The organism is Nitrosomonas communis, assembly GCF_001007935.1.
Taxonomy (GTDB): Bacteria; Pseudomonadota; Gammaproteobacteria; order Burkholderiales; family Nitrosomonadaceae; genus Nitrosomonas; species Nitrosomonas communis.
The window spans coordinates 1,864,082-1,879,258 of the sequence record NZ_CP011451.1 but is presented as its reverse complement, the minus strand read 5'-3'; the positions used below and the strand labels follow the sequence as shown (position 1 = coordinate 1,879,258).

Here is a 15,177-nt window from a genome sequence, read left to right as displayed (position 1 = left end):
TAATAATTTACTGCCAGCAGCAAATCTTCATTTGTATGCTTATATCGATCGCTTTTTGTAGAGGCAACTCTTGTGAGCCCATAGACCAACCATTTTCTTCTGTGGCCATCTGGAATTAAGAGAAGATGTAAAAGTGCTTACACAGTTTATGAATTTATACGCTAATATCCCCATTTTTGCCCTATGAACCGGAATTGATCAGGATGTCATTATGAAACCAGAAAATGTTGCGCACTATCTGCGGAAAAACCCGCAGTTTTTTGTCGAATATGCTGAAATGCTGGCAGATGTCAGGATTCCTCATCCTTACGAAAATCGGGTGATTTCGATCAATGAACGCCAGATGGTTTCGTTACGGGAAAAAAACCGCTTGCTGCAAGAGAAACTGCACGAACTCATCAGTATCGGAGAAAATAACGATATGATTGGTGAAAAAATGCACCAACTGTCGGTTGCTTTGATGGAATCCAATTCGCTCGAAGAAATGCTGAATAGGTTAAATGACAGTCTGCGTGAAAATTTTTCCATCCAACAAGTCATTGTTCGCTTGTGGTTTTTGAAAGATTCCCCTGACAATCAGCAGCGCCCTGAATTCACGCCAGTCAGCGAGGCCGTGCGCACCGCTGTTGAAAGCATGGCAAAGCCTTACTGTGGTCCGCATTTAACAGACGAGATCAAGCAATGGTTTGGAGATGAAACACCTCAGTTACAGTCCTTCTCCCTCATCCCGCTACGCAGGAAACATACCTTTGGGTTACTGGTCATGGGTAGTCCAGAGCTGGAACGGTTTTATCCTGATATGGGCACACTTTATCTAGAAAGGTTAAGCGAGCTCATTGCAGGTGCGCTCATTCGCCTGGGGTGTTGGAATATTGAAGCACAGGTACATGAACTCCCACGCTCCTGAAGAGAAAACAGTCCTGGTCAGCGCTTATCTCTCCCATCTGACTAATGAGCGCAGACTGTCCGCATTGACAGAAAAAAGTTATGCAAGAGATCTGGCTATTCTGCTGCAATTATCTGAAGCAACCTCTTTGAATCAGCTGCGCGCTCATGATATCCGGCATTTCATCGTCAAACTTCATGGAGAGGGCCTCTCCGGCCGGAGTCTTGCAAGGATGCTCTCTGCCTGGCGAGGCTTCTATCGCTATTTAATCCGTCATCATGGCTATGCCGATAACCCCTGCAATGGCATGCGAGTCCCCAAATCTCCCAAAAACTTGCCACACGCGCTTTCTCCAGATGAAACAGTAAAACTGATGGCTTTCGAGCAGGAAGATCAGCTCAGTATTCGCGATCGTGCCATGCTCGAGTTATTTTATTCTTCTGGCTTAAGGTTGACAGAATTAACGCAGCTCAAACCCGAAGATATCGATTTTACTGAGGGCACGGTGCGGGTTCGAGGAAAAGGGAACAAGACTCGGGTGGTGCCGGTCGGCAGTTATGCTTTGCAAGCGCTACAAGCATGGCTGAAGCAACGCGCAGCGATGCTGGCGCCTGGAGAAACTGCACTCTTTCTATCGCTCCGCGGCAAACGAATCAGCCCTCGTGCAGTCGAGTATCGCCTCCAGATTCGCGCCAGCCAGCAGAATCTCAGCACTCACACCTTTCCTCACGCCTTGCGCCATTCGTTTGCTTCGCATATGCTGCAATCGAGTGGAGATTTACGTGCAGTACAGGAAATGTTGGGCCATACCAGCATTAGCACCACTCAAGTTTATACTCACCTCGATTTTCAACATCTTGCAATGATCTACGATAACACCCATCCTCGCGCCAAAAGGAAAAAATAACCATAATCACAAGTGGTTGAAAAACGTATCCGCGGCAGAATCGGCATTGGGCTTAGCTCAGAATGGACCCACATGATCCAGCACGATCCGATACCTTGCCTTACCTGCTGCCAGATGCCCGATAGCATCATTGACTTTATTCAGCGGGAAATGCTCGACTTGCGGTGCAATATGATGTCGGGCGGCAAAATCCAGCATGGTTGCCAACATAGCTGGTCCGCCGGTGGGTGAACCTGACACGCTCTTCTGTCCCATGATCAACTCAAATGCCGGAATAGGCATCGGCTCCAGCACGGCGCCTACCACGTGCATACGACCATTCGGTTTCAGCGTTTTGAGCAGCAATGTCCAGTCGAGCGGTACATTGACAGTAACCATCAGGAAATCAAGCGAATTAGCTACCTTGCGGATTTCCGCGTTGTTACGGCTGGAAACAACGTGATGGGCGCCAAATGCCCGGGTTTCTTCTGCTTTTGATAGATTCGAAGTAAATGCCGTCACTTCGCATCCCCAGGCACGGGCGAATTGCAACGCAAGATGACCGAGCCCGCCAATCCCAACAACACCCACCCGGTCTGTCGGTTTGATACCATGAATCAGCAGCGGGGCAAAAACAGTAATGCCACCACACAACAGCGGCCCGGCAGAAGATATTTCGAGCGCATTGGGTAACGGAATGGCCCATAGCCAATGGGAGCGCACGCGCTCTGCAAAGCCGCCATAATGGCCGATAATGGTCGGTGCCGCTTGCAGGCAAAGATTATGCTGACCCGTCAAGCATTCATGACAATGCATACAACTATTGACATTCCAGCCAATACCAACACGCTGCCCGATCTTCAGTTCTTTGACGTGATCACCGACTGCCACAATCCGGCCCACGACTTCATGCCCCGGAATAACCGGATATTTCGATAATCCCCAATCATTATTAATAATGGAAAGATCAGAATGGCATAAACCGCAGAATTCGACCGCAACTTCAACCTCTTCCAATCCTAGCGGCCCAGCATCATAAGTAAACGGCTCGAGTTTTTGCTTGGCATCGAGCGCAGCCCATCCGCTGATATTATTAGTCATCAATATCCTCTCTTGATTTCAGATCGCATCGTTAAAGAAGCGATTAGCATACTTATCAGGCAAGTCCGTACATCATAACATTTGCTGCCATCACTCTGAGATTCTATAGTTGACGTCATGCATTTATCTCTACGGCGGCACCTCTACCCTATCGCTACCTCCGAATAATAGCCCACCAGCGTGCGATATTGAGTAATGTCATAAGTGAAGCGGAAACATAAGTCCAGGCGGCCGCTTTGAGTAACCTGCGGGCATGCGGTGCATCACCTTGTTTGAGATAATTTCCTTGCTCCAAAAGCGGTAGAGCACGCACAAAACTCGCATTCATTTCCATCGGGAGGGTAAGCAAATGTACTAACGTTGAAGTCCCTAACGTTAACAACCCGCCGGCCAAAAATAATGCACCGGCCAGGGGCACACGGACTAATGCGACTACAAGCGGCGCCAACATGAGGATACTCGCTCCCATTTTTTCCGCTGGTGCAGCCAGTTGCACTAGCCTGGTGCGCATTTTTAACGGCAAGTAATCATCCCGATCCTGAACAGCATGCCCTACTTCATGCGCCGCTACTGTAATCGCGGTAAGCGATCGACCATTGAATTTATCCGAAGTAAGGCGAACCACCTTTTCCAGGGGATCATAATGATCACCCAGCTCTGTAGTCTCGATCCTAACTTGTTGTAAATTTGCCCGATCGAGCAAGGTGCGGGCCAGTTCTGCACCCGTACAAGCATAACGATCGTCCGGCTGGCTATACTTCTCCATGATGTGTTTCACCCAATAAGAGGGTCCGACCACTAAAATAACCAGCAGGATAACCAGTATCAGATAGAACATAGTGTTTTTTCAGAATACAAACAAAGAAAGTTAATTTGTACAATACATTATTCCATTTTCAAATCCAACCTCACGCGAAAGCGAGCCGCAGACACTATCAATAATATGACAGAGACAAGCCAACAAAGTCTGGTTTGATTGAGAAGTGGAATTATATGAGATTCACTTGGATAGCATCAGTTCAGATTATTATTCATGGCTTTTTTTGCCTCAGCGCTTCACTTTGATTACACTTCACCTTTTGCCGATTAAAATAGACACATGGAAAATTCAAGCAAAATATTGGAAAAAGCACATGAACGGGCTGAGGAGATGGATTTACCTTACAAAGGGGCTTTATTGCCTGCCGAAGCATTCGCACTGTTACAAGCAACTCCCAATGCCAAGTTGATTGATGTTCGCTGTAAAGCCGAACTGGACTGGGTTGGTCGCATTTCTGGCGCCATCGAAGTCGAGCTGAAGACTTACCCAGGCATGCAACCTAATCCAAATTTTATTGATCAGGTTGCTGAAAAAGTACAGCAAAACGATGTGATCATGTTTCTTTGCCGTAGCGGCGGACGTTCAGATTATGCAGCCACTATCGCCACTCAGTCAGATTTTCCTAATTGCTACAACATCCTAGAAGGCTTTGAAGGCGATAAGGATGAAACGGGCCACCGCGGCCGTAAAGGCGGCTGGAAGGCGGCGGATCTGCCTTGGGTGCAAAGTTAATGTTTCGATCGTTGCTTATTCTTCAGTAGAAGCGCCATCCAGGCGCTTTCTCAAGCGGCTAGAGACCGCTACTATCTGATTGACCGACCGTAGGGCGCAATAAGCTGCGGGCATTACGCAGTAAATCTGGTGCAATGCGCTGCGCTTATTGCACCCTACATTTAAATTAACCTGTTGACCAGGCAATAAGTCCGGTGTAAGCCGTTACAAGGATCATGATGCCGAATCCGATGCGATACCATGCGAAGAGAGCGAAATCATGATGGCTGATATAGCGCAGCAATCCACGTATCGCGAGCCATGCACTTACAAACGAAGCCATAAAACCAACTGCGAACATACTCAAATCTTCCATTTGCAGCAGGTCGCGACTTTTATACACATCGTAAAAGGTAGCGGCAAACATAATTGGGATCGCCAGAAAAAAGGAGAATTCGGCCGCTGCCTTACGTGATAAGCCAAAGAATAAGCCGCCAATAATGGTGGCCCCCGAACGGGAAGTGCCTGGAATCAAGGCAAGGCACTGGGCACAGCCAATTTTCAGCGCATGTTTCCAGTCCATATCCTCTACCTGCTTAACATCAACTATATGATCACGGCGTTCTGCCCATAAAATTAATATGCCCCCGATGATCAACGCCATGGCAACTGGTAAGGGATGAAATAAGTAAGATTTGATCGTCTTGATAAATAAAAAACCGAGGATGGCAGCAGGCAAAAAGGCAATCAATAAATTTAACAGGAAACGATTTGACTCTTTTGAACCTATACTGGTTACAATTGCTGTCAGTCGGGCGCGATATTCCCAGCATACTGCCAGTATCGCGCCCAATTGAATGGCTACGGTAAAAACCTTAGCCTTGTCATCATTAAAATCAAGCAAATCACCCATCAGGATCAAATGCCCTGTGGAAGAAATCGGCAGAAACTCAGTCAACCCCTCAACAATTCCAAGAATCAGCGCTTTGATCAGTATCGGCCAATCCATGTCGGCCTTTTGTTCAAAGATTTAAAAAATAACAATAAACGATATGAAAAAACCCTCATAATTTACTGTAAATCTCCGCGCCTTTTTCTTTAAACTCGGTAGATTTCTGTTCCATGCCTTTTTTTAGCGCATCATCCTCGCTCATGCCTTGTTGCGCTGCATAGTCGCGTACATCCTGAGTAATCTTCATTGAGCAGAAATTGGGACCACACATCGAACAAAAATGAGCAAGTTTAGCTCCTTCCTGCGGCAGTGTCTCATCATGGAATTGCTTGGCTTTGTCCGGGTCCAGGCTGAGATTGAATTGATCATTCCAGCGGAACTCGAAGCGCGCCTTGGAAAGCGCATTATCGCGAATCTGTGCGCCAGGATGTCCCTTAGCCAGGTCAGCCGCATGAGCTGCAATCTTATACGTAATGATACCGTCCTTGACATCATCTTTATCAGGCAACCCCAAGTGCTCCTTGGGCGTCACATAACATAGCATGGCGGTACCATACCAGCCGATCATAGCGGCACCAATGGCAGAAGTAATATGATCATAGCCTGGCGCAATATCGGTCGTAAGCGGTCCCAAGGTATAAAAAGGAGCTTCCTGACAATATTTAAGCTGCAGATCCATATTTTCTTTGATCAAATGCATAGGAACATGACCCGGCCCTTCGATCATCACCTGCACATCGTGTTTCCAGGCAATCTGCGTCAATTCACCTAATGTTTTTAATTCAGCAAATTGTGCTTCATCATTGGCATCATAAATCGAGCCCGGCCGGAGTCCGTCACCCAGCGAGAAACTGACGTCATAGGCCTTCATAATGTCGCAGATTTCCTCAAAATGAGTATAAAGAAAACTTTCCTGGTGATGCGCAAGACACCATTTAGCCATAATCGAACCACCACGTGAAACAATGCCAGTCATACGTTTGGCGGTCATGGGAATAAACGGCAAACGCACTCCAGCATGAATAGTAAAATAATCAACCCCTTGTTCCGCCTGCTCAAGCAAGGTATCGCGGAATATTTCCCATGTCAGTTCTTCTGCTTTGCCATCAACTTTTTCCAATGCCTGATAAATAGGTACCGTACCGATCGGTACCGGGCTGTTACGAATAATCCACTCGCGCGTTTCATGGATATTTTTACCAGTGGAAAGATCCATGACCGTATCCCCTCCCCAGCGGATTGCCCAAGTCATTTTCTCGACTTCTTCCTGAATGCTGGAACCCAGCGCAGAATTACCAATATTGGCGTTGATTTTGACTAAAAAATTACGCCCGATGATCATCGGCTCAGATTCCGGGTGATTGATATTGGCGGGAATAATGGCCCGTCCACGTGCAACTTCATCGCGCACAAACTCGGGAGTAATTAAGCGCGGGATCGCCGCACCAAAATCGTGGCCAGTATGCTGGCGAACGAGTAATTCATTGCCTTGCGCCTCCATCATTTCCCGTCGCTGATTTTCCCGGATCGCGATATATTCCATTTCAGGGGTAATCATGCCACGGCGGGCATAGTGCATCTGGGTCACATTAATGCCTGTCTTGGCGCGTCGCGGCGGACGTTGGAGATTGAAGCGCATTTGTGAGAGCTTCGGATTATTCAAACGCTCCCGGCTATAAGCCGATGTCAGCCCTGAAAGCCGTTCAGTATCACCACGCTCATCGACCCATTTTTCCCGCAAGGGAGATAATCCCGCACGAATATCGATTTTAACCGCAGGATCCGTATAGGGCCCAGAGGTATCGTACACGTAAATGGGAGGATTTTTTTCTGTGCCACTGCTGATGGCTGTATCCGATTGACTGATCTCCCGCATAGGGACTTGAATGTCAGGACGAGTACCCTCTACGTAAATCTTGCGCGAATTGGGCAATGGCTTGATCGCAGCTTCATCCACCTGCGCCGTTTCGCTGGTAAATTTTCCTAACTTTGAAATAATTGTATTCATATTATGCTCCTCAAAATACCGTAAGGAGCAAGCGGATATCTCTAGCTTCCCTACGGCGGCATTATCCGCATCAGGTATTAAGGGACTGTCTCACCGACACTTGGAGCCTGAAAAAAATAGATGTTGCTAACAAGTTTATTGCGCACCACAATTTAATCTCCAAGTGCGGACCCCTAGCTGAAGCTGTGAAACTAATAGAAATATGAAATAATTGCAAGCCTGATTATTTCATCCATAAAAATAATGATTATGAAACTCGACACCAATCTCGAACAAAACCGCTTCAATATGGTGGAACAACAAATCCGGACTTGGAATGTTCTGGATCTAACCATTCTCAATTTACTTTACAAAGTGCGGCGCGAAGAATTCGTGCCAGCAGCCTATCGTTCACTTGCTTTCGCAGATATGGAAATTCCTTTAGATTATGGTGCAGTTATGCTGACACCCAAAATGGAGGCGCGAATCCTCCAGGAATTACGTATCAAAAAAACCGACAAAATTCTCGAAGTAGGCAGCGGCAGCGGCTACATGACAGCATTACTGGCAGAGTTGGGCGCCCAAGTGTATAGTGTTGAAATTGTGCCAACACTTTGCAGTATAGCAAAAATGAATCTCCAGACCCATGGCATTACTAATGTCACCTTGGAACAAGGAGATGCAGCCCAGGGATGGCCTCAGCACGGCCCTTATGATGTCATCGTTCTTACCGCATCCACACCCATATTACCTGAAGCTTTCCAAAAAAGCCTTAATCCTGGGGGACGTCTGTTTGCGATTGTCGGCGAAGAACCTTTGATGGAAGCCATGCTTATCACCTGTGTAGCACCCAACGTCTACGAGACAAAGGTGCTGTTTGAAACTTGCACGGCCCCCCTGAGAAACGCCCTGCAACCTCAACGATTTACTTTTTAATGCATTCGATCCAATACATTAGCTTACTTTTCACAGAGAAGGAGATTAATATCGCTCACTATCTGGAAGGATTTTGCTAAAAGTACTCATGAAAAATCCGTGGCACCTGGTTGTTATGCTTGTTGCTATCGGCATCATCCTGCAAACACCCGCGCAAGCAGCGAGCCTCATGAATATTTACCGTGAAGCGCTGGAGCAGGATGCGCAATATGGTGCCGAGCGGGCTGCCTATATCGCAGCGCAGGAGAAACTGCCGCAAGGCAGGGCAGGATTGCTCCCTAACATTAATTTCACTGGAACAGGTCAGAATCAGTATATCGATACTAACTTCGGTCCAGAAAGATTGGTCAAAAATCGAGGCATCGTCCTTGCAGCCACGCAGCCGCTTTTTCGCATAGAAAATTTTATCATCTATGAGCAATCGAAAAACCAGGTTGCACAAGCTGATGCCAGATTTGTTCTGGCTGCCCAGGATTTGATATTGCGCGTATCACAGGCATATTTTGATGTGCTCATTGCCCAGGCCAATCTTGAGGTCGTGGAAAGCCAGAAAAAAGCCATCAGTGAACAACTGGAGCAAGCCAAGCGCAACTTTGAAGTAGGTATTGCCACGATTGTAGACACGCATGAAGCGCAAGCTCGCCATGATTTAACGGTCTCGCAAGAAATTGTGGCTAGAAACACGCTTGAAGTTAACAAGCGCGCCCTGCAAGGAATCATCAACCGATTTCCAGACCAGCTAATCAGTACTAGCATAGATAAGATAGTTTCAGCTCCGCTTACCCTCCCCTACGAGAATATGGAAGAGTGGGTAGCCTTGGCTGAGCAGAAAAATTTTTCTCTCAAAATACAGCAGTTCACCTTTGATCTGGCCGAGCAGGATATCAAAAAAGCGAGGGCGGGACATTACCCAACACTTGATCTGGTCGCTCAGTACAGTAATCAACAAGGCGTTGGGGGGGCCATTACCGGGGTTGGTATCGATTTAGAATCGAAATCAGTAGGTCTGCAACTGAATGTTCCTATCTTCCAAGGGCTTTCAGTGCAATCTCGCATTCGTGAAGCATTAGCCAATCGGGATAAGGCACGTCAGGATTTGGAAAATACTAAGCGCACCATTGGTTTGCAGGTACGCCAGCAATTTCTGAATGTGACTAACGGTATTGCCTTGATCAAAGCTCAAAAGCAGGCACTTACAACCAGCAAGAGCCAGTTGGATTCCACCATACTAGGAAGGGATGTGGGTGTCAGGGTAGAAGTGGATGTTTTAAATGCTCAACAGCAATACTTTGCCGCACGCAGAGATTTGGCGCAAGCGTATTACAGCTATTTGATGTCGCGATTACGCCTCAAAGCCGAAGTTGGAGAACTCGATGAAGAAGTATTACAGGAAATCAACGGACTGTTATAGGATAAAGTTTTATCATTCCTTATACAGGAACTTGATAAAATATATCTAGAAGCTGACCAGACAGTCGCTGCCTGTGCAAACAGGGAGAGGAAAGTCCGGACTCCACAGAGCAGGATGCCGGTTAACGGCCGGCCGTTGTGAGGCGAGGAACAGGGCCACAGAGACGAGCGTATTAAGTTACGGTGAAACGCGGTAACCTCCATCCGGAGCAAGACCAAATAGGCAGGCTATGACGCTGCTCGCTGAGCCTGCGGGTAGGTTGCTTGAGTGCCCGGGTAACTGGGCACCTAGAGGAATGACTGTCCACGACAGAATCCGGCTTATCGGTCAGCTTCCCCAATTTTTCATAATAACTTAATTGCTATCAATTAATCGCTCGTTTGCTTATGTATCCGCTTAGCATTACCATCACTATTACTTGATTACTTTAATTTTTTGTTGCTTATTCTGCTGTTATTCGCTTTCAGCAGCTTTATGATCGAGTTATCCTGGATCGCACAACGGATTTCTAACAATGGCATGAATATTATGCCTATTTTAATTTTAGTATCTCCTTGATTCGATTCATCGGTGTTGTTGCTTGTCAACCACACTTATTCTTCCGAATATTGCATTTCTCTCCATTTTCGTTAAAACTCTCATTTGACTTCTGCTCTCGTTTTGTTGATAACCCATCCTTAAAATCGGGGTGTTAGACCCATGACGAGTGTGGTTAATTTAAATAAAATGAACCACTTAATCTGAATACATCACCAAGTGTATAATCCTAGCATTGCAGTTGAACGCTTGGTTGGTAAGCCCATCCCATGACTGATAAAGATAGCTTTAAAAACTTTTCACTTGCCCGCATAGTAAAATCGCTAAGGCAGATAGGATATATCGTATTAGCAGAGAATGCGGCAATGCGCCTAGCTGCAGGAAAGAACTTGTCTCGCCTGAGAATTGTTCCGTTATACGCTCATCCCATTACAGATTTCAGGAGAATCCGTGACTGATCCTTTCAGCATCTTGCAATGATCCATAAATTTTTTCAACGTATTTTCATGCGCAATTCATCTACTGCCAACACTGTCCCAGTGTTGCGCACGATACTTCGCAAGGAACATTGCATTAGCCGCAATCAAATTAGTCCAGGTGCATTAAAGGTAACTGTAGTGTTACAACAAGCCGGGTTTTCTGCATTTGTCGTCGGGGGCGCCATTCGTGATTTATTGCTGGGACTGGAGCCCAAGGACTTTGATGTTGCAACCAATGCGACTCCCGAGGAAGTACGTGCGTTATTCCGCCGTTCTCGTATCATTGGGCGACGTTTTCGACTGGTACACGTCACTTATGGCAGCGAGATTGTGGAAGTATCCACTTTTCGTGCCAATTACCCTATTAATGGCAGTATGGAAATAAATACTGAGAGCCATGCTGATCAACACGGGCGTTTACTGCAGGACAATATTTTTGGCAGTCAAGAAGAAGACGTGATGCGGCGGGATTTTACGGTTAATGCGTTGTTTTATAATCCCGCTACCGAAGAAATTCTTGATTATCTCAACGGCTATGAGGATATTGAGGCGAAACGCTTGCGCATCATTGGCGAGCCTACCCAACGTTATCGGGAAGATCCGGTGCGCATGCTACGAGCAGTTCGGCTGGCTGCCAAACTTGATATCCAGCTTGATGAAGAGACGGCAGTGCCCATAGGCGATTTGGCCCCCCTGTTGCAGAATGTGCCAGCAGCCCGATTATTCGATGAAATGCTAAAACTATTAATGTCTGGCCACTCGCTTGCTTGTGTTTTGGATTTACGTATGCGCGGACTTCATCATGGTTTACTTCCCATGCTGGATGTCATTCTTGAGCAACCCCTAGGTGAACGCTTTATTACTTTAGCGCTTGAGAATACCGATAAGCGCGTGCAGGAGGGCAAGCCCATCTCACCAGGCTTCTTGTTTGCAACGCTACTCTGGCATGAAGTGCTGGCAGCCTGGAATAAACACCAGGCTGCTGGAGAAAAACCTATGCCTGCACTGCATTTGTCTATGGTTGAAATATTAACATTACAACGTCAGCAGCTCGCTCTACCACGGCGGCTGGATTCCATCATTTATGATATCTGGACATTACAGCCACGATTTCTGATGCGAGCAGGACATAAGCCATTCCGCTTACTTGAACATCCGCGTTTCCGTGCGGCATATGATTTTCTTATGTTACGCTGTGAAAGTGGCGAGCTCGATATGGAAGTAGGACAGTGGTGGAAAATTTTCCAGCATGCTGATACCGCTACACGCGAAGCGATGCTGTTAAAGGAAACGGCACCCAAACGACGCAAAAGAAACCGCCGACGCAAATCAGCCGGAACAACAGACCATAAAAAAGCGACGTCACCAATTTAGCGGCTATTATGGAAAATGATCTGATACCATCCATTCCGACTCAATCAGCCAGTCAGGCCTTTATTGGGCTAGGCAGCAATTTGGAAAACCCTTTATTTCAAATCAGACGAGCTATTTCACTGCTAACAGAGCTTCCTGACTCCCGCTTGATAAGACAATCTTCCCTATACCGCAGCGCAGCGATGGGGACAGTTGATCAGCCTGATTTCATTAATGCAGTTGTCCACATCGAAACAATGCTTATGCCGCGGGCTCTCCTTATGGCTTTACTTGAAATTGAACGGCGTTGCGGGCGTATTCGAACTTATCCCAATGCGCCGCGCACTCTCGATCTTGATTTATTGTTATATGATGATCTGCAATGTCATGAGGAAGGTTTGGTCTTGCCACATCCCCGTATGCATGAACGCGCATTCGTATTACAGCCACTTATGGAAATCACACGTGGTTGTAAAATTCCTGGCCAGGGGTTGGTTAGCGAGCTACTGGTCGCATGTACACAACAACGACTTGAATATATTTCATCATCATGATACTTGAAAAATATCACTACATTGCTATCGAAGGCCCAGTTGGCGCTGGCAAAACCAGTCTTGCCCAGAATATGGCAGACCATCTGGAATGTGCCTTAATGCTGGAACGCCCGGAAGAAAACCCTTTCCTCGAAAAATTTTATAGCGACCGCTCGTGCTACGCATTACCTACGCAGCTATTCTTTTTACTGCAACGTATTGATCAATTCCGATATGTGACGCAGGCAGACGTTCTTTCAAAACCAATGATCAGTGATTTTTTATTGGAGAAAGATCAATTATTTGCTCGTATGACACTGAACAAATCCGAATATGATCTCTATCAGAAAATTTATTCTCAAATACAGCCCCAAGCGCCTTCTCCTGATCTCGTCATTTATCTTCAGGCTTCACCAGAAAAACTGTTAGAACGTATCAAGCGTCGTGGTAGTACTTATGAGAAAAATATATCCGAAGACTATCTATATAAGTTATCGAGTAGCTACACACAGTTTTTTCATCAATATGAAAAAACGCCTGTCATCATCGTCAATAGCGAGAATCTCAATTTTGCCAACAACACGGCCGATTTCAACTTGTTACTCCAGCGTCTTAATCAGATGAGAGGTGCGCGGGAATATTTCAACTGTGGCCTGAGAGAATATCTATAAGTCATTATGGACTAAACCGTCATGAGAATAACTCGAGATACCTTACAGAAAATGCATGCAGCAGGCAATAAGATCGCTGCACTGACTTGCTATGATGCGACCTTTGCAGCCATACTGGAAAATGCCGGCGTCGATATTATTTTGGTAGGTGATTCACTAGGCAATGTCATGCAAGGCCATACTACCACATTACCCGTCACGCTGGATGATATGATTTATCATACTCAGTGCGTAGTGCGCGGATCAAACAAAGCCTTCATCATGGTTGACATGCCTTTTGGCACTTCCCAGGTATCACCTGAAGAAACTTTCATGAATGCAACCAGACTCATGGCCGCAGGCGCACAGATGGTCAAGATTGAAGGCGGTCAAATTATGACTGACACCATCGATTTTCTTACTCAGCGCGGTATTCCTGTCTGTGCTCATATCGGCTTGATGCCACAGTCGGTTCATCAGTTGGGCGGCTACAAAGTCCAGGGACGAACCACCAACGAAGCTGAACAACTTCTGAATGACGCTATGCTACTACAGGAAGCAGGGGTAGGCATATTGCTTATGGAAACGATTCCAGCAGCTTTAGCGGCTAGAATTAGCCGGGAGTTGTCTATTCCCACTATCGGTATCGGCGCAGGAGTCAATTGCTCTGCTCAGGTACTCGTGTTGCATGATATGCTGGGCATTTATCGAGGCAATAAACCCCGGTTTGTCAAAAATTTCATGATAGGCACTGACAGCATCCAAGCCGCGATCGAACATTATGTACAAGAAGTCAAGGCAGGAAAATTCCCGGCAGCAGAGCATACTTTCTAACCATTCATTTCATTTATCCTAAAGCACTGGCTGTGGAAATCATTACTGATATTGCATCGTTGCGAACCCGCCTTAAACGTGAATCGTCCATAGCGTTAGTACCGACCATGGGCAATTTGCATCAGGGTCATTTGTCATTGGTTCAACTAGCTCAGCAGCATGCAGGCTGTACCGTCGTCAGTATTTTCGTTAATCGGCTACAATTTGCTCCGCACGAAGATTTCGATCGATATCCACGCACCCAAACAACCGATTGCCATCTTTTGGAGCAGCTCGGGGTGGAAATCGTGTTTTTACCTGACGAAAAAGAACTTTATCCAGTCCCTCAGGAATTTCAACTACTGCTCCCGGCCGTAGCTGATACGCTGGAAGGACAATTCCGCCCTGGTTTTTTTCGAGGTGTAGCAATTATTGTGCTAAAACTGTTTAATATCGTCCAGCCACATATCGCCATATTTGGCAAAAAAGATTATCAGCAACTGCATCTGATGCAAAAGATGGGGCAGCAATTGAATTTACCTATCGAGATTATGGCGGGTGAAACAGTGCGCGCAGAAGATGGTCTTGCGTTAAGTTCACGCAACAGCTATCTGAGCGAGTCGCAAAGACAGCAAGCCAGTCATTTGTTTCGCACACTGTTTCATGTGAAACAAAAAATAGAACAAGGCGATCATAATCTCCGGCTATTAGAAGAGCGGGCAAAATGTGAGCTCGCCAAGCAGGGATGGAAGGTCGACTATATTGCCTTGCAACAGCGTAAAACACTGCTGCCGGCCAATACCAGCGACACGGATCTGGTCATCCTCGGCGCAGGCTGGCTGGGCCAGACTCGCTTAATCGATAATCTGGAGATTGCGCTTACCTTATAGCCGGGAAAGTCTGAACAAGCCATCAAGCGAGACGAAGTGCTAGTAAACGAAAAACAGAAACAATTCCATTTTCAAATTAAACCTGACACGAAGGCGAGCCGCAGACAGAAAAAATAAAACGTCAAGGTGAAGCCGACAAAACTAGGTTTGATTTAGAAATGGGATAAATATCCCTTAACAATCACCTAATAAGGAGAATGTTAATATGCTGCGATATGAAATCACTGCCAAA

At 46.4% G+C, this 15,177-nt stretch carries 14 protein-coding genes and 1 other RNA gene; 11 read left to right on the top strand and 4 right to left on the bottom strand.

Annotated elements, in window-relative coordinates:
• Positions 1-211 precede the first annotated feature (211 nt).
• Positions 212-907 (top strand): DUF484 family protein, encoded by a 696-nt coding sequence (locus AAW31_RS08585; RefSeq protein ID WP_046849925.1) that lies wholly within the window; start codon positions 212-214, stop codon positions 905-907.
• Positions 888-1,793, top strand: coding sequence for a tyrosine recombinase XerC (gene xerC / locus AAW31_RS08580; RefSeq protein ID WP_046849924.1), 906 nt, complete (start codon positions 888-890; stop codon positions 1,791-1,793). The genes AAW31_RS08585 and xerC overlap by 20 nt, the downstream gene beginning before the upstream one ends.
• 57 nt (positions 1,794-1,850) lie before the next feature.
• On the opposite strand, the gene ahr is transcribed toward xerC, so the two are convergent.
• Both ahr and AAW31_RS08570 read right to left on the bottom strand, forming a co-directional pair.
• Positions 1,851-2,873, bottom strand: coding sequence for an NADPH-dependent aldehyde reductase Ahr (gene ahr / locus AAW31_RS08575; protein WP_046849923.1), 1,023 nt, complete (start codon positions 2,871-2,873; stop codon positions 1,851-1,853).
• 154 nt (positions 2,874-3,027) lie between these two features.
• A complete protein-coding gene (locus AAW31_RS08570; protein WP_046849922.1) occupies positions 3,028-3,711 on the bottom strand; it encodes a zinc metallopeptidase in 684 nt (227 codons plus the stop codon).
• A gap of 261 nt (positions 3,712-3,972) precedes the next feature.
• On the opposite strand from AAW31_RS08570, the gene AAW31_RS08565 reads away from it, so the two are divergent.
• Entirely contained in the window at positions 3,973-4,425 is a 453-nt protein-coding gene (locus AAW31_RS08565; RefSeq protein ID WP_046849921.1) for a rhodanese-like domain-containing protein, read from the top strand.
• Positions 4,426-4,591: 166 nt separating this feature from the next.
• On the opposite strand, the gene AAW31_RS08560 is transcribed toward AAW31_RS08565, so the two are convergent.
• Both AAW31_RS08560 and thiC read right to left on the bottom strand, forming a co-directional pair.
• A complete protein-coding gene (locus tag AAW31_RS08560; RefSeq protein ID WP_046849920.1) occupies positions 4,592-5,413 on the bottom strand; it encodes an undecaprenyl-diphosphate phosphatase in 822 nt (273 codons plus the stop codon).
• 55 nt (positions 5,414-5,468) lie between these two features.
• Positions 5,469-7,364: a phosphomethylpyrimidine synthase ThiC gene (thiC, locus tag AAW31_RS08555; protein ID WP_046849919.1), complete on the bottom strand. Its 1,896-nt coding sequence runs from the start codon at positions 7,362-7,364 to the stop codon at positions 5,469-5,471.
• A gap of 249 nt (positions 7,365-7,613) precedes the next feature.
• On the opposite strand from thiC, the gene AAW31_RS08550 reads away from it, so the two are divergent.
• The 8 genes from AAW31_RS08550 (at position 7,614) to panC (ending at position 14,945) form a co-directional block, all read left to right on the top strand.
• Entirely contained in the window at positions 7,614-8,279 is a 666-nt protein-coding gene (locus AAW31_RS08550; RefSeq protein ID WP_144412893.1) for a protein-L-isoaspartate O-methyltransferase family protein, read from the top strand.
• Positions 8,280-8,367: 88 nt separating this feature from the next.
• Positions 8,368-9,690 carry a TolC family outer membrane protein gene (locus AAW31_RS08545; protein WP_046849917.1) on the top strand — a complete coding sequence of 441 codons (1,323 nt, stop codon included), beginning with the start codon at positions 8,368-8,370 and terminating at the stop codon, positions 9,688-9,690.
• Between the two features lie 48 nt (positions 9,691-9,738).
• Positions 9,739-10,029: RNase P RNA component class A (gene rnpB / locus AAW31_RS19320), an RNA gene on the top strand.
• 674 nt (positions 10,030-10,703) lie between these two features.
• Positions 10,704-12,080, top strand: coding sequence for a polynucleotide adenylyltransferase PcnB (pcnB, locus tag AAW31_RS08540; protein WP_046849916.1), 1,377 nt, complete (start codon positions 10,704-10,706; stop codon positions 12,078-12,080).
• Between the two features lie 8 nt (positions 12,081-12,088).
• Positions 12,089-12,613: a 2-amino-4-hydroxy-6-hydroxymethyldihydropteridine diphosphokinase gene (folK, locus tag AAW31_RS08535; protein WP_046849915.1), complete on the top strand. Its 525-nt coding sequence runs from the start codon at positions 12,089-12,091 to the stop codon at positions 12,611-12,613.
• A complete protein-coding gene (locus tag AAW31_RS08530) occupies positions 12,610-13,263 on the top strand; it encodes a deoxynucleoside kinase (protein ID WP_046849914.1) in 654 nt (217 codons plus the stop codon). Before folK ends, AAW31_RS08530 begins: the two co-directional genes overlap by 4 nt.
• A gap of 21 nt (positions 13,264-13,284) precedes the next feature.
• Positions 13,285-14,076, top strand: coding sequence for a 3-methyl-2-oxobutanoate hydroxymethyltransferase (gene panB, locus AAW31_RS08525; protein ID WP_046849913.1), 792 nt, complete (start codon positions 13,285-13,287; stop codon positions 14,074-14,076).
• Positions 14,077-14,108: 32 nt separating this feature from the next.
• Positions 14,109-14,945, top strand: a complete 837-nt coding sequence (gene panC / locus AAW31_RS08520; protein WP_046849912.1) for a pantoate--beta-alanine ligase — start codon at positions 14,109-14,111, stop codon at positions 14,943-14,945.
• Positions 14,946-15,177 lie beyond the last annotated feature (232 nt).